Source organism: Streptomyces sp. NPDC048484, assembly GCF_040651415.1.
Lineage (GTDB): Bacteria > Actinomycetota > Actinomycetes > Streptomycetales > Streptomycetaceae > Streptomyces.
This window is the reverse complement of sequence record NZ_JBEZJY010000009.1, coordinates 199,150-216,014: the sequence shown is the minus strand read 5'-3', so window position 1 is coordinate 216,014 and position 16,865 is coordinate 199,150. Positions and strand designations below refer to the sequence as shown.

The following is a 16,865-nucleotide window of genomic DNA, read 5'->3' as shown; positions in this document are numbered from 1 at the left end:
GAGATTGGGCCCTGCCAGGGGAGGTTTTCCCGACTCCGGATCCATTCGGGGCTTCGGATGGGGTCAAGGCATGATCAACAGGCCGTACCGCGGGTGCCGTGATGGCGTCGCGATCGTGCGGTGAGACGGACTGGTCTACCGGGCTCAGGGGATGGAGTAGCAGCTCACGCGGCATTGACAACGGGCCGCGGTGCCCACTGGTTCCCCTGTTCGACCATGACCTGGATCACGTGAGCCGCGCAGTGTAACAGAGGGGGCGTAGGAGCTTGTGAAGGGGCGCACGAGCGACCCCCCTGGGGCGGGTGGATACTCGATGGCATGAGCACCACGGAGCGTCCCAGGATCCTCGTAGTAGGCGGTGGGTACGTAGGCCTGTACGCAGCTCGGCGCATTCTCAAGAAGATGCGCTACGGCGAGGCGACCGTCACGGTCGTCGACCCCCGGTCGTACATGACCTACCAACCCTTCCTGCCCGAAGCCGCCGCCGGCAGCATTTCGCCTCGGCACGTCGTCGTCCCGCTGCGACGCGTGCTGCCCAAGGCGGAAGTCCTCACCGGCCGGGTCACCACCATCGACCAGGACCGCAAGGTCGCCACGATCGCCCCCCTCGTGGGTGAGGCGTACGAGCTGCCTTTCGACTACCTGGTCGTCGCGATGGGCGCGGTCTCCCGTACCTTCCCGATCCCCGGCCTCGCCGAGCAGGGCATCGGCATGAAGGGCATCGAGGAGGCCATCGGCCTGCGCAACCACGTGCTGGAGCAGCTGGACAAGGCAGACTCCACGACCGACGAGGATGTCCGCCGCAAGGCGCTGACCTTCGTCTTCGTCGGCGGTGGCTTCGCGGGTGCGGAGACCATCGGCGAGGTCGAGGACATGGCCCGGGACGCGTCGAAGTACTACAGCAGCGTGTCCCGCGAGGACATGCGCTTCATCCTCGTCGACGCCGCGGACAAGATCCTGCCCGAGGTCGGCCCCAAGCTCGGCCAGTACGGCAAGGAGCACCTCGAAGGACGTGGGGTCGAGGTCTACCTCTCCACTTCCATGAACTCCTGCGTCGACGGTCACGTGGTCCTGAAGAACGGCCTTGAGGTCGACTCCAGCACGGTCGTGTGGACGGCCGGCGTCAAGCCCAACCCGGTGCTCTCCCGCTTCGGCCTGCCGCTCGGTCCCCGTGGTCACGTGGACACCGGGGTCACCCTCCAGGTGCAGGGCACGGACTACGTCTGGGCCGCCGGCGACAACGCCCAGGTGCCGGACCTCGTCGGCCGCAAGGCCGGCAACGAGAACGCTTGGTGCCCGCCGAACGCCCAGCACGCGCTGCGTCAGGCGCGGGTCCTCGGTGACAACGTGATCTCCGGTATGCGGGGCTTCCCGCAGAAGGAGTACAGCCACGCCAACAAGGGTGCTGTGGCCGGTCTCGGCCTGCACAAGGGCGTCGCGATGATCGTCATGGGCAAGGTGCAGATCAAGCTCAAGGGGCGGCTGGCCTGGTACATGCACCGTGGCTACCACGGTCTGGCCATGCCGACCTGGAACCGGAAGATCCGGGTCTTCGCCGACTGGACACTGGCCGTGTTCCTCAAGCGCGAGGTCGTTTCTCTCGGTGCCATGGAGACTCCTCGTGAGGAGTTCTACGAGGCGGCGAAGCCCGCGCCCGCTCCGGCCGTCGCCAAGACGGAGGAGAAGGCCAAGGCCTCCTGACCTCGGGTCAGCGGCCAGCCTGCTCCGCCCGCTCCGTCCGCTCGACCTGCGCCACGTGCCTCACCTGCTCCACGTGCTTCATCTGTTCCACCTGCTTTTCCTGCTTCACCTGTTTTTCCTGAAGGGGCCTTCCGCCATCCGTGGTGCGGGAGGCCCCTTCGGCCTGAAAAGGCGGTCGCCGCCGCGAAATGCATGGCACCTGCACTTATTTTGCTCAGACATAACACTTTGGCGGGACTGCGCTCCGGGCTCGTTGGTGTTTACGTGGTGTTGGAGTTTGTGGGATCCATCGTCACGGAGGTGTGCGTCATGCAGGACGCGGCGCTTCGGCTCAAGTCGCTGATGGAACAGCTGCTGGGGGCCCCGCTACCGGTACGGATTCGTGCCTGGGACGGTTCGCAGGCGGGGCCGCCGGGTGCCCCGGTGCTCGTCGTACGGAACCGGCGGGCTCTGCGCCGACTTCTCTGGAAACCTGGGGAGTTGGGCATGGCGAGGGCCTGGGTCGCCGGAGATCTGACCGTGGACGGCGATCTGTACGCCGTTCTGAACGCGGTGGCCGAGACGGTATGGGAGCGGGACGAGGACGCCAGAAGCCTCGGGCAGGCCCTGCGCGACCCCGAAGTACGGGCCGCCGTGCGCGGGCTCGTACGGATGGCGGGGTCGCCGCTGCCGCCCGCCCCGCCCCGCGAGGAGGTACGCAGACGCTCGCGTCTCTCCCATCTGCACACCAAACACAGTGACCGACGGGCGATCAGCCACCACTACGACGTCGGGAACGATTTCTACGAGATCGTGCTCGGGCCGTCCATGGTCTACTCGTGCGCCTACTGGGAGTCCCCGGACGGCACCCTGGAGGACGCCCAGCGCGACAAGCTCTCACTCGTCGCCCGCAAGCTGGATCTGAGGCCGGGCATGCGGCTGCTCGACGTGGGCTGCGGCTGGGGCTCGATGGCCATCCACGCGGCCCGTGAGCACGGCGTGAGCGTCGTCGGCGTGACGCTGTCGCAGGAGCAGGCCGCGTACGCCCGTAAGCGCGTCGCGGAGGAGGGCCTCACCGACCGGGTCGAGATCCGCGTCCAGGACTACCGCGACGTCACCGACGGCCCGTACGACGCGATTTCCTCCATCGGCATGGCCGAACACGTCGGCAGCGAGCGCTATCTGGAGTACACCCGGAATCTGTACGCCCTCCTGAAGCCGGGCGGACGGCTCCTGAACCACCAGATCGGGCGTCGGCCGTGGCACGACGAATCGGCGTACGAGCTCGACGGGTTCATCGACGCGTACGTCTTCCCGGACGGGGAGCTCGCGCCGATCGGCGTGACCGTGACCCAGTTGGAGAGTGCCGGCTTCGAGGTCCGTGACGTCGAGTCGATCCGCGAGCACTACGCGCTCACCCTGCGCCGGTGGGTGGCCAACCTGGAGGCCGACTGGCCGAACGCCGTCCGTCTCACCAGCCCCGGCCGGGCCCGTGTCTGGCGCCTCTACATGGCTGCCTCGGCGGTCGCCTTCGAACGCAACCAGATCGGCGTCAACCAGGTACTGGCCGTACGGACACCGGACTCCGGGGCGTCGGGCGTGCCGCTGCGGGCCCGTACCTGGAACTGAGCGGTCCGGTACGTGGAATCGGCCGGTCCGGTACCTGTGACCGGGCCGGCCCGGTACGCGGTTGGTCGAGCGGGCCCGGGTACGCGGATGGGGCCCCTTTCCATCAGGAACGGGGCCCCATCCGTCGGGCGGCCGGTGGCCGCTGCTCGGCTACTCGGCCTTGATCGCCGTCAGCATGTTCAGGCGGGCCGCCCGCCGGGCCGGCCACAGGGCCGCCATGATGCCGACCACCGCCGCCAGCACCATGAAGACACCCATCCGGCCCCACGGCAGCACCAGCTCGTACGTCGGCATACTGCCGGCCGCGAGTTCACCGGCGGCCCAGCCGAAGAACACGCCCAGGCCCACGCCGAGCACCCCGCCGAAGAGGGAGATGAGCAGGGACTCCAGGCGGACCATCCTCTTGATCCCCTTGCGGTCGAGGCCGATCGCGCGGAGCATGCCGATCTCCTGCGAACGCTCGAAGACGGACATGGCGAGGGTGTTGATGACGCCGATGACGGCGACGATGACGGCCATCGCCAGCAGGCCGTACAGCATGTTCAGCATCAGTGTGAACATCTGCGCGATCTCGTTGGAGACGTCCTGCTTGTCCTGGACCTTGATGGCCGGGTTGTTGCCGAGGGCCTTCTCCAGGCTGTCCTTGGTGGCGTCGGACGGTCCGTCGGAGGTCTTCAGCATGACCTGCTCGTCGCCCGGGTCCGTCTGGTTCGGGGCGAGGGTCGCGGTGTCGACCAGGATGCCCCTGACCATCTCGTTGCCCTCGTAGACACCGGCGACCGTCATCTCGTGCTTCTTGCCGTCCTCGTACGAGACCGAGAACGTCGAACCGGCCTTCCAGCCGTAGTTCTCGGCGGTGTCCTCGTCCACGACCGCCTGGGTGCTGCTGACCTTGAAGGAACCGTCGTCGACCTTCAGATCGGTCAGCTCGCCGATCGCGGAGCCCTTCACGCCGGTCACGTAGTCGGTCTCGCCGTCGATGCGCCCGGATGCGTTGCGCATGGCGCTGATGGCGGTGACGCCGTCGGTCTTGGCGAGCTTCTTCTCGACGTCCGGCGAGAGCGAGTTGAAGTTCGCCATGGAGACCACGTAGTCCGCCTTCAGCGCGGACGTGGCCATCTTGTCGATGCCCTTCTGGAAGCTGCCCGCCATCACCGTCATACCGGTGATGAGGGACAGACCGATCATCAGGGCGGAGGCCGTGGCGGCGGTGCGGCGCGGGTTGCGTACGGAGTTCAGGCGGGCGAGCTTGCCCGAGACACCGAAGACGCGCAGGACCGGGGCGGCGCTCGCGATCAGCGGGCGGGAGAGGAGGGGCGTCAGGATGAAGACGCCGACGATCAGCAGGGCCGCGCCGAAGCCCATCGGGGCCTGGCCGTCCGTGCCGTTCATCGTCGTGGCGTAGAGGACGGTGGCGACGCCCGCCCCCGAGAACAGGGCACCGAGGGTGTTGCGCAGCACCAGCGACTTGGTGGTGGCCGGGGCGTGCACACTGCTCATCGCCGCGACCGGGGGGATCCTCGCGGCGCGGCGGCCCGGGAGCCAGGCGGCCAGCATTGTGATCAGGATGCCGACGGCGAAGGCCGTGCCGACCGTGCCCGGCGTGATGACCAGCGGTCCGGCCGGGACCACGGCGTCCAGCATGCCCATGAGGGAGCGCAGGCCCGCGCCGATGCCGATACCGGCGAGCAGGCCCGTGACGGCGGCGACCGTGCCGACCAGGAAGGCTTCGAGGAGCACCGAGCGGGTGATCTGCTTGCGGGAGGCGCCCACCGCGCGCATCAGCGCCAGTTCCTTGGTGCGCTGGGCGACCAGCATGGTGAAGGTGTTGGCGATGATGAACGTGCCGACGAACAGGGCGATACCGGCGAAGACCAGCAGGCCGGTCTTGAGGCCGGTCATCTCCGCCTCGATCATGGTGGCCTGGTCGTCGGCGAGCTTCTGGCCGGTCGTGGTGAAGGTGGTGTCCTCCGGGAGGACTTTTTCGAGGTTCGCCTGGAGGGCGGTCTGGCTGGTGCCGGGGGCCGCCTTCACGTCGACCTCGTCGTACGTGCCGGTCCGGTGGAAGAGCTGCTGTGCGGTGGCCGTGTCGAAGAGGGCCAGGCTGCCGCCGGCGGCGACGTTGCCGTCGTCCGTGTTGAAGATCGCGGAGATGGTCGGACTGAGGACCGGGCCGTCGATCGAGAGCCGCACGGTGTCGCCGACCTTGTAGCCGGCGCGCTTGGCCGTCTCGGCGTCGATGGCGACCTCGTTCTTGCCGGCCGGGGCCTTGCCGCTCTTCAGCGGGTACCGGGGGTCCTTGTCTCCCCAGTAGTTCCCGCCCTGCGACTGGAAGCCACCGCCGACCAGCTTGCCGTCCTGGTCGGCTATCGCGGTGAAGCCGCTGACCACGCCGATGGCGGACTCTGCGCCGGGGGCCTTCGCGGCCTTCTCCAGCAGCGCCTGCGTCAGCTGGGGGTCCTTGCCGAGCTCGTTGTCCTCGTTGTCCTCGTTGTCCGAGAACGTCGGCTCGACGGCCACGTCGACCTGGTCGAAGCCCTTCGACGAGCTCTTCTGGTACGCGTCCGAGATGGTGTTGGTGAAGACCAGGGTGCCGGAAACGAACGCCACGCCCAGCATCACGGCGAGCACGGTCATCAGCAGCCTGGCCTTGTGCGCTAGCACGTTGCGCAGGGCGGTACGGAGCATTGTCTTCTCAGTCCAGGTGGTGGGTGCGGGTGTGACGCCGGCTGCCGGCCGGAGGGGGCTTGTGCGCGGCCTTTCAGGGGCGCGGGGAACTGCGCGATCAGCCAGGGACGGCCCGAAGGTCACGTACGGCGCTCAAGCAGGGCACTTCACGGGGCGCGCCCCGCCGGCTCGTGCGGCCCCTTGCACGGAGGCACGGAGGCACGGGAGGGGCGGGGGTACGCGCGACTAGCTCGTGCGGCCCTTGGAGTCGAACTGCTTCATGCGGTCCAGGACCGCATCGGCGGTGGGGGAGTGCACCTCATCCACCACGCGGCCGTCGGCCAGGAAGATCACGCGGTCCGCGTACGCCGCGGCCACCGGGTCGTGGGTGACCATGACGACGGTCTGCCCCAGCTCCCGTACGGAGTTGCGGAGGAAGCCCAGCACCTCGGCACCCGCACGTGAGTCCAGGTTTCCGGTGGGCTCGTCGCCGAACATGATGTCCGGGCGGGACGCCAGCGCACGCGCCACGGCGACGCGCTGCTGCTGGCCGCCGGAGAGCTCGGAGGGGCGGTGCGAGAGCCGGTCGGACAGACCCACCATCTGGATCACCGTGTCCAGCCACTGCTTGTCCGGCTTGCGGCCCGCGATGTCCATCGGGAGCGTGATGTTCTCCAGGGCGTTGAGGGTCGGCAGCAGGTTGAACGCCTGGAAGATGAAGCCGATCTTGTCCCGGCGCAACTTGGTGAGCTGCTTGTCCTTGAGGGAGCCCAGCTCGGTGTCACCGATGCGGACCGAACCGGAGGAGAAGCTGTCCAGTCCCGCGACGCAGTGCATCAGCGTGGACTTGCCGGAGCCGGAGGGGCCCATGATGGCGGTGAACTCGGCCTGGCGGAAGTCGACGGAGACCTGGTCCAGAGCGACCACCTGGGTCTCCCCCTGTCCGTAGACCTTCGACAGTTCCGTGGCGCGGGCGGCCACCGCGGTGGTCCGTTCGGCGAGGGGAGTGGTGGTCACGGAAGGGTGCTCCTTGTCGGTACGACGACGAGTGGACGACTGGTTCCATCGTCGGCGCCGATCCGCGCCGTGTAGTCAACCCCTGTTCTGGTTCCGAGGGGGGACTCGAGTCGGACCACGCGACTTTGTGTCATACCTGGGGATGACCCCGCCCCTGAGAGAGAAAATCGGCGACGGTTCGTCAGGTTCCGATCGTTCGGGCGGTGAAATCACGTCATTCCCCATGTGCCGTCCAGCGTCCGCCGAAGGGCAGTTGGCATGTGCTGATGGCGCATTCAGTGGACTGATGCACCCTCAGACGCCAATAAAATAAGACAACATCGGGCGCCCCCACCGCTGTTCGGGGGATCTGCCCCGATAGGCTCGGGGCACTCGAAGCGGAGTCCATGGCCTGCCCGGATGGTGGAATGCAGACACGGCGAGCTTAAACCTCGCTGCCCCTCACAGGGCGTACCGGTTCAAGTCCGGTTCCGGGCACCTCCGACACTTGCACTCTTCCCGGCATATCCCGATGAAGGGTGCATCCTTCATTGAAGACTTCACCACATGACCGTTGACAGCGGGTTCCGTCCGGCGGAGACTCGCATGACCATTTTGGTGAATAAAACTTCACTCAGCGAACAACGCTCGAACAGTGTCCGGCGGCGCCCGAACAGCGTCCGGCGGCGCTCGCGGGAGTCGTCGGAGCGCGAAGGGGCGTGTCGATGCGTACCACCGTCGGGATCATCGGGGCCGGACCGGCCGGCCTGTTGCTGGCGAGGCTGCTGCACAGGGCGGGGATCGACTCCGTCGTGCTGGAGAGCCGGGACCGGGCGTACGTGGAGCAGCGGCAGCGCGCCGGAGTCCTGGAGCAGGGGACCGTGGACGTGCTGCGGGCCGCCGGCGCCGGTGAGCGCATGGACCGTGAGGGGCTGCGCCACGACGGTATCGAGCTGCGGTTCGCGCGCAGGCGCCACCGGGTCGACTTCCCCGCCCTCACCGGCGGGCGGTCCGTGATGGTCTACGCCCAGACCGAGGTGTGCAAGGACCTCATCGCTCTGCAGCTCAAGGAGGGCGGGCCGCTGCTCTTCGGGGCCGAGGCCCTGGCCGTCGAGGGGGCCGGCACGGACAGCCCCCGGGTGCGGTTCCGCCGTGAGGGGCGCGCGGGGGGCGAGGAGGACGTCCTGGAGTGTGAGTACGTCGTCGGGTGCGACGGCTCCTGGGGGGTGGCCCGTCGGGCGATCCCCGAGGAGCTCACGCGGGTCTTCGAGCGGACGTACCCCTTCGGCTGGCTGGGGATCCTCGCCGACGTGCCGCCCTCGCACGACGAGCTGGTCTACGCCCGTCACGACCGCGGCTTCGCCCTGCTGTCCATGCGGTCGCCGGTCGTCTCGCGGCTCTACCTCCAGGTGCCGGAGGGCACGGACGCCGGGACGTGGAGCGACGTGGAGATCTGGGACGAACTGGAGCGCCGCTTCGAGACGGCCGACGGCTGGCGTCTGGAGAGGGGGCCCATCACCTCGAAGTCCGTCACACCCATGCGCAGCCACGTGCACGAGCCGATGCGGCACGGGCGGCTCTTCCTGGCCGGGGACGCCGCCCATATCGTGCCGCCGACGGGCGCCAAGGGGCTGAACCTCGCGGTGGGGGACGTCGTGACCTTCGCGCGGGCGCTGGCGCACCGGAAGAGGACCGGGTCCGGCGACCTGCTCGACTCCTACTCCGAGACCTGCCTGCGGCGGGTGTGGCAGGCCGAGCGGTTCTCGTACGAGATGACGACGATGCTGCACCGCTCGCCCGACGCGACGCCCTTCGAGGACCGGATCCAGCTGGCCGGTCTTGAACGGCTCGTCTCCTCGCGCGCCGCCGAGCAGGACCTCGCCGAGGCGTACACGGGCTTCTCCCTGGAGTAACGGACCACGGGCGGGGGAACCGGACGGGTAGGCACCGGCGTTGTAACGGTGCGGGAATGCCGGGGTGAGACCTGGTGTTCCCGGTCACAAGAGGGGAAAGATCCTCCCCAGGCACTAGATGCATTCTTTTGCCTACCCATTACTCTTGAGCCAAGGCCGCGCAGGGTGGCCATGGAGGAGTGAAATGAGGAGCAGCAACCCGGTCTTCTCGCGACGGGGGTTCAGCCGCGACAACGGCTACGCGGGCTTCAACGCGGCGCCTCAGGCCGGGGGCCCCGCTGTCGGAACGCAGGGGAACCCGTACGCGCAGGGCACCCCGGGCGCCCCGCACAGCGGCAACCCGTACGCGCAGAACCCGTACGCCCAGCAGGACCTGCAGCACGGCGCACCGCCGCAGGCCCCGCCCGCCGCCGGCCGCATGACGATGGACGACGTCGTCGCGCGAACGGCCATGACTCTCGGCACCGTCACCGTCGGTGCCGTTCTCGCCTGGGTCCTGCTGCCGGTCTCGTCGACCAGCTTCGGCCTGGCCATCGGCTCGGCGCTCATCGCGATGGTCTTCGCGCTGATCCAGGCCTTCAAGCGCAAGGCCTCGCCGGCACTGATCCTGGCGTACGCCGCCTTCGAGGGCGTTTTCCTCGGCGTGATCAGTGAGATGTACAACAGCAGGTGGTCCGGCGCGCCCTTCCAGGCCGTACTCGGCACGATGGCCGTCTCCGGCGCCACCCTGCTGATCTACAAGGCGGGCTGGATCCGCGTCACCGCCCGGTACGCGCGCATCGGTATGGCCATCGCGATCGCCTTCGTGCTCGTCATGGCGGTCAACCTGCTGCTGGTCGTCTTCGGTGTCGCCGACGACGGCGGGCTGCGCAGCATGGGCCCGCTCGGCGCGATCGTCGGCATCCTGGCGATCGTCCTGGGCGCGTTCTTCCTGACGCTCGACTTCAAGCAGATCGAGGACGGTATCGCCTATGGCGCGCCACGCGAGGAAGCCTGGCTGGCCGCGTTCGGCCTGACCATGAGCCTCGTGTGGATCTACCTGGAGATGCTGCGTCTGGTTGCCATCTTCAGCGGCAACGACTAGCGCAGGACAACCGTTCGGCATCGACCGTTCGGGATCAACAGTTCGAGACGAAGGGCCCGCGAACCACGGTTCGCGGGCCCTTCGTCCTTCCGGTGCCGGAGCGGAGCGCAGGCGCGTTCAGCGCAGGTTGCGCGCTGCCCTCCTCAGGTCGTACTCGTGGATGATCGCTTTGGCGTGGCCGTAGGCGAGGTCATGCTCGGCACGGAGCCAGCTGACCTTCTCCTCGAAGCGGTGGAGAGCGGGGCCTTCGTCGACGGTGCGCAGCCAGTCGGAGATCTCACGACCGGTGCAGTGGGGGATGCGGGCGAGCAGATTGCGATGGGTCTCCGCGGAGAAGACTTGGGACATCGGCGCCTCCGGACGCAAAGGGGATGTAAGCCGGTCCTTCAGGCCACCGTGCCTGAGCGTTCGGGCGTTGGCAACAGTCCAGGTGCGACGCGTAGTCTCGCGGCGTGCTTGATACGACGCCGCTGACCCGAGCCGTGGACCACTTCGCCGACCGGCTGCGGGCCGCGCCGCAGAGCCGGCTGCAGCGGGGGGCCGCCGCCGAGGCATTGGGTCTGGCCAGGGAGTTGGCACTGCGTGCCCAGCGGTTGGAGGACCCCGAGCGGGCCCCCCGGGAGATGCCGGACGCGGGCATGTTCGCGTCGGCGGACCAGATCACGGTGGCCGTGCACGACCTGGCACTCGTACTGAGGACCGAGGGTGAACTGGCGGAGGCGCTGGTGCTTGTGGAGGAGGCGCAGAAGAGGGCGGGCGTCTGACCGTGCGCGGACAGACGCGAACCGGTGTCTACAGTGACGCTATGACCCTGTCCGCCAGAACGTAGACGCTCTCCTGGCCGCACTCGAAGGTGAGGGCGTAGGCGCCCGAGACTCCCGAGCCGCCGAGCAGGACCGGTGGGTGGCCGGTGCGCAGGGACTCGGAGAGGCGTTCGGCGGTCTCGCGGTGACCCGGGGTCATGCAGAGTGTGGTGCCGTCGGCGAAGACGTAGACGTCGAGGGTGCCGAGGGGCCCGGGGCGGACGTCCGTCAACTCCGTGCGGGAGTCGGCCAGTTCCTCCAGGCAGGCCACCGTACGTTCGTGGTCGTTCACCATCGGCGACTGGACCGGGACGAAGTCGGGGTGCGAGGGGTGGCGCCGGCGGGCCGCGGCCAGTTCGGGGGAGTCGGCGGCGAACTCGTCGGCGTCGGCGGGCGGCTCGGTCACCGGCAGGTGTTCGAGGCCCGCGAAGTCCGACTGGCGGGGCAGGAACAGCTCGCTGTCGGGCAGCCCGAGCAGCGTCGGCCCGTCACCGGCGTCACGCGCCTCCTGGGCGGCCCAGAACGCGCGGGCCTCGGCGAGTTCGCGCTCCCGCTCCTCCGCGAGGGCCTCGGCCACGGCGGTGCGTATCTCGTCGGTGTCCGCGGATCTGCGGGCGGCCGGTACGAGGCCGCGTACGGCCGTGGCGCGGCTTTCGGTCAGCTCGGCGTGCAGGGCCGCCACCTGTCGGCGCAGTGCCAGCAAGGCGCGCAGAACGGCGACGCCCACGGCCGTGGTGGTGGCTGTGGCGAGCAGCAGAGCGAGAAACGTGGTGCTCACTGACGTACTCCCGGTTCAAAGTCGACCCCCGACTTCCTACATCAGCTTGAAGGGCGGACTAACCAGCTGTCAGTGCGTAACGTCACGAAAGGGACAGGACTTTGGCCCTGGCGTTTACCTGCACGGTTGCTCTGACCTGGGCAAATCCCTTCCCGGAGGGACTTAGGTCACATCCTGGGGGAGATTCGATCACAAAACGACCCAGAGCCCCGGTGGGCAGGGGGCTCGGGGTCGTTTCGTTCACGCTGCGTTCAACCGCGGTTACGGGAACTGTGCTTCGGGTCGGGCGCCTCGGGCGCCTTCTCGTCGAGTGCCCGCTCTAGCTCAGTCGCTCGATGACCATCGCCATGCCCTGGCCGCCGCCCACGCACATCGTCTCCAGGCCGAACTGCTTGTCGTGGAACTGGAGGGAATTGATGAGCGTGCCGGTGATGCGGGCGCCGGTCATGCCGAAGGGGTGGCCGACCGCGATGGCGCCGCCGTTCACGTTCAGCTTCTCCAGCGGGATGTCCAGGTCGCGGTAGGAGGGGATCACCTGGGCGGCGAACGCCTCGTTGATCTCGAACAGGTCGATGTCGGAGACGCCCAGACCGGCGCGGGAGAGAGCCTGCTTCGACGCCTCCACCGGGCCGAGGCCCATGATCTCGGGGGAGAGGCCGGTGACACCGGTCGAGACGATCCGGGCCAGCGGGGTCAGGCCCAGCTCGCGGGCCTTCATGTCGGACATGATCACCAGGGCGGCGGCGCCGTCGTTGAGCGGGCAGCAGTTGCCCGCCGTGACCATGCCGTCGGGGCGGAAGACGGGCTTGAGCCCCTGGACGCCGTCCAGGGTGACGCCGGCGCGCGGGCCGTCGTCCTTGCTGACGACGGTGCCGTCCGGGGTGGTCACCGGGGTGATCTCGCGCTCCCAGAAGCCGTTCTTGATGGCTTCCTCGGCGAGGTTCTGCGAGCGGACGCCGAACTCGTCCATGTCCTGGCGGGTGACGCCCTTGATCCGGGCGAGGTTCTCCGCGGTCTGGCCCATCGAGATGTACGCGTCCGGGACGAGGCCGTCCTCGCGCGGGTCGTGCCAGGAGGCGCCCTCGCTCGCGGCGACCTCGACGGTGCGGGCCTCGGCGTCCGCGAAGAACGGGTTGTGCGTGTCCGGGAGGCTGTCGGAGTTGCCCTTGGTGAAACGGGAGACCAGCTCGACGCCCGCCGAGATGAAGACGTCGCCCTCGCCGGCCTTGATGGCGTGCAGGGCCATGCGGGTCGTCTGGAGCGAGGAGGAACAGTAGCGGGTGATCGTGCAGCCGGGGAGGTGGTCCATCCCCATCTGCACGGCGACGATACGGCCGAGGTTGTTGCCCTGCTCGCCGCCGGGGAGGCCGCAGCCGAGCATCAGGTCTTCGATGTCCCTGGGGTCCAGCTCCGGGACCTTGGCGAGGGCCGCCTGGATGATGGTGGCGGTGAGGTCGTCCGGGCGCAGGTCCTTGAGGGAGCCCTTGAACGCGCGGCCGATGGGGGAGCGGGCGGTCGAGACGATCACTGCTTCGGGCATGTACGGCTCCATTGGCATACGAGGGGTGGGCGGACCTGGTTGGGAAGCTACCCGTAGGTATGGGCGAGGTCACGGGTATGGGTGTGTGACTCGGGCCGCACTTTCCAAGCGCTTGCTTTTCTCCGCCCCCGCCGCCCCTACCCGTTCCCGTACCTGGGGGCTGCGCCCCCAGACCCCCGCAATCGCGCTGAACGCGCTCGTCCTCAAACGCCGGACGGGCTGGAATTCCAGCCCCCAGGTACGGGACGGGCAGGGGCGGCGGGGGCGGGGGCGAAGACAGTCCGGTCAGGCGGTCGTAGGGGCCGGGTCCGTGGCCGGGACCCGCCGGCGCCGGCGGCGCTTGATGAGGGCCCATGGACCCCGCGGCCCCGTCGGCATGGCGGCCGCGACCTCCGTACCGGGCTCCGCCGCGGCCTCCGCCGCCGCCCGCGCCACGGGAAGGAACCCCTCCCGGCGGGAGACGTCCGGCCGCTCCTCCTCCGTCGGCCACAGCCCCAGCGCGGCACAGACCGTGGGCAGCACGGCCATCGCCGCCGTCGCGTATCCCTCCGCCGAGGGGTGGTAGTTGTCGGGGCCGAACAGCTCCCGCGGGTTCGCCGCGAACTCGGGCCCCAGCAGGTCGCCCAGCGACACCGTCCGCCCGCCCTGCTCGACCGTACCGATCGTCTGCGCGGCCGCGAGCTGACGGGAGGTCCGCTTCGCGATCCACCGCAACGGCTGCTGGACCGGCTCGATGGTGCCCAGGTCGGGACAGGTGCCGACGACCACCTCGGCGCCCGCCGTACGCAGCCGGCGTACCGCGGCCGAGAGATGCCGGACCGACCTTGTCGCCGGCATCCGATGCGTCACGTCGTTCGCGCCGACCATGATCACGCACACCTCGGGCAACCCGTCCGGGTCCCCCAGCGCCAGCACGACCTGGCGGTCCAGGTCGTCCGACTGGGCGCCGGGCAGTGCCACGTTCCGCAACCGCACCGGCCGCTCCGCCACCGCCGCGAGTCCGGACGCGAGCAGCGCCCCCGGTGTCTGCCGGGCCCGGTGCACTCCCTGCCCAGCCGCTGTCGAGTCACCGAGCATCGTCAGGCGCAACGGTTCCTCCGGACCGGCGTACGCGTACCCGTACAGCCCGTCCGCGCTCGGCGGACGGGGACTGTGCCCATGACCCACCTGCCGCTTCGCCAGACGCACCTCGGCCAGTACCACTCCGACCGTCGCCGCGCCCAGCAGCCCGATCCCGCCACCGCCGTACGCCGCGCCCGCGGCGATCCGCCGTGCCACCCTCGCCCTCGACAAGCTCGACATGCGAAGCCGCCACCTCCTTCTAGCCGTACACCCACTCCTTGCCCCGTACAGACCGTCGGTCAATCTCAACGCGGTGTGAACGCCCAGGAGGGGCTTAGGCTGACGGAACCACCCCGACCACTTCTTTTTCAGCTCCGGAGACAACGGTGCAATTCCACGACTCGATGATCAGCCTCGTCGGCAACACCCCGCTGGTGAGGCTCAACAGCGTGACCGCCCACATCCAGGCGACCGTCCTCGCGAAGGTCGAGTACTTCAACCCCGGCGGCTCCGTGAAGGACCGCATCGCCCTGCGCATGATCGAGGCCGCCGAGAAGAGCGGCGCGCTCCAGCCGGGCGGCACGATCGTCGAGCCGACCAGCGGCAACACGGGCGTGGGCCTTGCCATCGTGGCCCAGACGAAGGGCTACAAGTGCATCTTCGTGTGCCCAGACAAGGTGAGCACCGACAAGATCAACGTGCTGCGCGCGTACGGGGCCGAGGTCGTCGTCTGCCCGACCGCGGTCGACCCCGACCACCCCGACTCGTACTACAACGTCTCCGACCGGCTGGTGCGGGAGACGCCCGGAGCCTGGAAGCCCGACCAGTACTCCAACCCCGACAATCCCGCCTCGCACTATCACTCCACCGGCCCTGAGCTGTGGGCGCAGACGGACGGGCGGATCACCCACTTCGTCACGGGGGTGGGGACCGGCGGCACCATCTCCGGGACCGGCCGGTACCTGAAGGACGCCAGTGACGGCAGGGTCCAGGTCGTGGGCGCCGACCCCGAGGGGTCCGTCTACTCCGGCGGCTCCGGGCGCCCGTATCTCGTCGAGGGGGTCGGCGAGGACTTCTGGCCGACCGCGTACGACCGGACGGTCGCGGACGAGATCGTCGCGGTCTCCGACAAGGACTCCTTCCAGATGACCCGGCGCCTCGCCAAGGAGGAGGGCCTGCTCGTCGGCGGCTCCTGCGGCATGGCTGTCGTGGCCGCTCTGCGGGTCGCCGAGCGGCTCGGCCCGGACGACGTGGTGGTCGTGCTGCTGCCGGACAGCGGTCGCGGCTACCTGAGCAAGATCTTCAACGACGAGTGGATGGCCGACTACGGCTTCCTGGAGGACGACGGCCCCAGCGCCCGCGTCGCCGACGTCCTGAGCGACAAGGTGCACGGGGCCATGCCGTCGCTCGTCCACATGCACCCGGACGAGACGGTCGGCGAGGCCATCGAGGTACTGCGCGAGTACGGCGTCTCGCAGATGCCCATCGTGAAGCCGGGGGCCGGGCACCCGGACGTGATGGCCGCCGAGGTGGTGGGCTCGGTGGTCGAGCGGGAACTGCTCGACGCGCTGTTCACCCAGCGGGCCTCGCTCACCGACCCGTTGGAGAAGCACATGTCGGCGCCGCTGCCCCAGGTCGGCTCCGGTGAGCCGGTGGGCGACCTGATGACCGTGCTCGGCGCCGCCGACGCGGCGATCGTCCTCGTCGAGGGCAAGCCCACCGGAGTCGTCAGCCGGCAGGACCTGCTGTCCTTCCTGGCCAAGGGTGGACGGCAGTAGGACGTCCGGTGAACCGCGGGTGCCGGCGGGGGACTTGTGGCGCGAGCGGTCACGGCGGAACTTCGTGGAAGTGGTACGAGCGCGTCACGTCCGCGCAGCACACGCTTAACACACGTCCGGCACATTGGTGGATGTCGGCAAGGGCGACGGGCACCTCCCAGGCGTTCAGCACGGGGGGAGGCTCCCCGCCCCGGCCGGCACCAGAACGGCGCCAAGGACCTCCGGAGCGGCTCCCGGACCTCCATGGGCGCCACGGACGCGTAAGCCAGGCCCTGACCCGGCCCGCGTCCCTCGCGGGGACCGCCGTCGTCCCGCCCCCCGGCAACGGGGGTGCGGCGGTCCCCGCGCAAGCTGACGAAGGGCCCGGTACCTGACAGCTGTCAGATACCGGGCCCTTCGGTGTTCCCCCGTGCGCCGTGCTCCCCGTTGTTCGTGCCCCCGTCAGCCTTCCCAGTCCGAGTTCGAGTCCGAGGCCGACTTGCCCGTGCGCCGGCTGAAGAAGCTCGGCGAGAGGCGCGCGGCCTGGACCACGTTGACCCCCACGATGCCCGCCCAGGCGACCAGGAGGCCGGGCAGGTCGGCGACACTGCCGCCGATGGCGGACAGGGGGATCGCGAGGACGAGGGAGACGATCCCGAATCCGAAGCGTTCGCCCCAGGAGTCCGAGGATCCCTGCGGGGAGCGCGCGTCGCGGGCCACCACCATCTGCTGCTCCGCGAGCTGGCGGCGCACCCGGCGGTCGACGGCGCCGTCCAGGCGCTGTTCGACCTTTTCCAGGAACGATTCGACCAGCGCGGGCTCGTACTCTTCGCCCAGTTCCTTGCGTATGTGCAAGGTGGCGTTGAGTTCCTTCTTGAGTTCGGCGTCGGGCGCTTCCATACCGGTCATGGAGTCCACGGTAGGGAGCCGGAGCCCGCGAGGCACGGGGGTTAGCC

General features: G+C 69.2%; 13 protein-coding genes and 1 tRNA gene. 7 read left to right on the top strand and 7 right to left on the bottom strand.

Translation table 11 applies throughout. The features are described from left to right. Positions 1–318: 318 nt before the first annotated feature. Positions 319–1,701 (top strand): NAD(P)/FAD-dependent oxidoreductase, encoded by a 1,383-nt coding sequence (locus AB0D14_RS12045; protein ID WP_362777375.1) that lies wholly within the window; start codon positions 319–321, stop codon positions 1,699–1,701. A 309-nt stretch (positions 1,702–2,010) separates the two neighbouring features. Next, positions 2,011–3,309, top strand: a complete 1,299-nt coding sequence (locus AB0D14_RS12040; RefSeq protein ID WP_362777373.1) for a cyclopropane-fatty-acyl-phospholipid synthase family protein — start codon at positions 2,011–2,013, stop codon at positions 3,307–3,309. A gap of 150 nt (positions 3,310–3,459) precedes the next feature. Here the strand turns inward: AB0D14_RS12040 and AB0D14_RS12035 are convergent, their stop codons facing one another. Both AB0D14_RS12035 and AB0D14_RS12030 read right to left on the bottom strand, forming a co-directional pair. Next, the gene (locus AB0D14_RS12035; RefSeq protein ID WP_362777371.1) at positions 3,460–5,997 is read right to left on the bottom strand and encodes an ABC transporter permease; all 2,538 of its coding nucleotides are present in this window, start codon (positions 5,995–5,997) and stop codon (positions 3,460–3,462) included. A 225-nt stretch (positions 5,998–6,222) separates the two neighbouring features. After that, a complete protein-coding gene (locus AB0D14_RS12030; RefSeq protein WP_362777368.1) occupies positions 6,223–6,993 on the bottom strand; it encodes an ABC transporter ATP-binding protein in 771 nt (256 codons plus the stop codon). Positions 6,994–7,386: 393 nt separating this feature from the next. On the opposite strand from AB0D14_RS12030, the gene AB0D14_RS12025 reads away from it, so the two are divergent. The 3 genes from AB0D14_RS12025 to AB0D14_RS12015 all read left to right on the top strand — a co-directional run bounded on the left by AB0D14_RS12025 (position 7,387) and on the right by AB0D14_RS12015 (position 9,969). After that, positions 7,387–7,470, top strand: a tRNA-Leu gene (locus tag AB0D14_RS12025). Between the two features lie 227 nt (positions 7,471–7,697). Further along, entirely contained in the window at positions 7,698–8,885 is a 1,188-nt protein-coding gene (locus AB0D14_RS12020; RefSeq protein ID WP_362777366.1) for a 4-hydroxybenzoate 3-monooxygenase, read from the top strand. Between the two features lie 184 nt (positions 8,886–9,069). Beyond that, positions 9,070–9,969: a Bax inhibitor-1/YccA family protein gene (locus AB0D14_RS12015; protein WP_362777365.1), complete on the top strand. Its 900-nt coding sequence runs from the start codon at positions 9,070–9,072 to the stop codon at positions 9,967–9,969. A gap of 117 nt (positions 9,970–10,086) precedes the next feature. Here AB0D14_RS12015 and AB0D14_RS12010 read toward each other — a convergent pair whose 3' ends face one another. Continuing rightward, on the bottom strand, positions 10,087–10,317 hold the full coding sequence (locus tag AB0D14_RS12010) for a DUF4287 domain-containing protein (RefSeq protein WP_107015651.1): 231 nt from the start codon (positions 10,315–10,317) through the stop codon (positions 10,087–10,089). 104 nt (positions 10,318–10,421) lie between these two features. Between AB0D14_RS12010 and AB0D14_RS12005 the strand changes: the two genes are divergently transcribed. Beyond that, positions 10,422–10,733 (top strand): hypothetical protein, encoded by a 312-nt coding sequence (locus AB0D14_RS12005; RefSeq protein WP_362777363.1) that lies wholly within the window; start codon positions 10,422–10,424, stop codon positions 10,731–10,733. Between the two features lie 28 nt (positions 10,734–10,761). Here the strand turns inward: AB0D14_RS12005 and AB0D14_RS12000 are convergent, their stop codons facing one another. From AB0D14_RS12000 to AB0D14_RS11990, 3 genes are all read right to left on the bottom strand, one after another. Next, positions 10,762–11,550 (bottom strand): hypothetical protein, encoded by a 789-nt coding sequence (locus tag AB0D14_RS12000; RefSeq protein ID WP_362777361.1) that lies wholly within the window; start codon positions 11,548–11,550, stop codon positions 10,762–10,764. Positions 11,551–11,869: 319 nt separating this feature from the next. Continuing rightward, positions 11,870–13,090 carry an acetyl-CoA C-acetyltransferase gene (locus AB0D14_RS11995; RefSeq protein ID WP_362777360.1) on the bottom strand — a complete coding sequence of 407 codons (1,221 nt, stop codon included), beginning with the start codon at positions 13,088–13,090 and terminating at the stop codon, positions 11,870–11,872. A gap of 285 nt (positions 13,091–13,375) precedes the next feature. After that, the gene (locus AB0D14_RS11990) at positions 13,376–14,392 is read right to left on the bottom strand and encodes an SGNH/GDSL hydrolase family protein (protein ID WP_362777358.1); all 1,017 of its coding nucleotides are present in this window, start codon (positions 14,390–14,392) and stop codon (positions 13,376–13,378) included. A gap of 146 nt (positions 14,393–14,538) precedes the next feature. Between AB0D14_RS11990 and AB0D14_RS11985 the strand changes: the two genes are divergently transcribed. Then, positions 14,539–15,930, top strand: coding sequence for a cystathionine beta-synthase (locus AB0D14_RS11985; protein WP_362777355.1), 1,392 nt, complete (start codon positions 14,539–14,541; stop codon positions 15,928–15,930). A gap of 441 nt (positions 15,931–16,371) precedes the next feature. On the opposite strand, the gene AB0D14_RS11980 is transcribed toward AB0D14_RS11985, so the two are convergent. After that, on the bottom strand, positions 16,372–16,818 hold the full coding sequence (locus AB0D14_RS11980) for a hypothetical protein (protein WP_362777353.1): 447 nt from the start codon (positions 16,816–16,818) through the stop codon (positions 16,372–16,374). Positions 16,819–16,865: the final 47 nt, after the last annotated feature.

What these genes read in the sequence shown, in the direction of transcription:
- AB0D14_RS12045 (WP_362777375.1), top strand. Translation starts at nt 319, where the DNA reads ATGAGCACCACGGAGCGTCCCAGGATCCTCGTAGTAGGCGGTGGGTAC.
- AB0D14_RS12040 (WP_362777373.1), top strand. Translation starts at nt 2,011, where the DNA reads ATGCAGGACGCGGCGCTTCGGCTCAAGTCGCTGATGGAACAGCTGCTG.
- AB0D14_RS12035 (WP_362777371.1), bottom strand. Translation starts at nt 5,997, where the DNA reads ATGCTCCGTACCGCCCTGCGCAACGTGCTAGCGCACAAGGCCAGGCTG.
- AB0D14_RS12020 (WP_362777366.1), top strand. Translation starts at nt 7,698, where the DNA reads ATGCGTACCACCGTCGGGATCATCGGGGCCGGACCGGCCGGCCTGTTG.
- AB0D14_RS12015 (WP_362777365.1), top strand. Translation starts at nt 9,070, where the DNA reads ATGAGGAGCAGCAACCCGGTCTTCTCGCGACGGGGGTTCAGCCGCGAC.
- AB0D14_RS12010 (WP_107015651.1), bottom strand. Translation starts at nt 10,317, where the DNA reads ATGTCCCAAGTCTTCTCCGCGGAGACCCATCGCAATCTGCTCGCCCGC.
- AB0D14_RS11995 (WP_362777360.1), bottom strand. Translation starts at nt 13,090, where the DNA reads ATGCCCGAAGCAGTGATCGTCTCGACCGCCCGCTCCCCCATCGGCCGC.
- AB0D14_RS11990 (WP_362777358.1), bottom strand. Translation starts at nt 14,392, where the DNA reads ATGTCGAGCTTGTCGAGGGCGAGGGTGGCACGGCGGATCGCCGCGGGC.
- AB0D14_RS11980 (WP_362777353.1), bottom strand. Translation starts at nt 16,818, where the DNA reads ATGACCGGTATGGAAGCGCCCGACGCCGAACTCAAGAAGGAACTCAAC.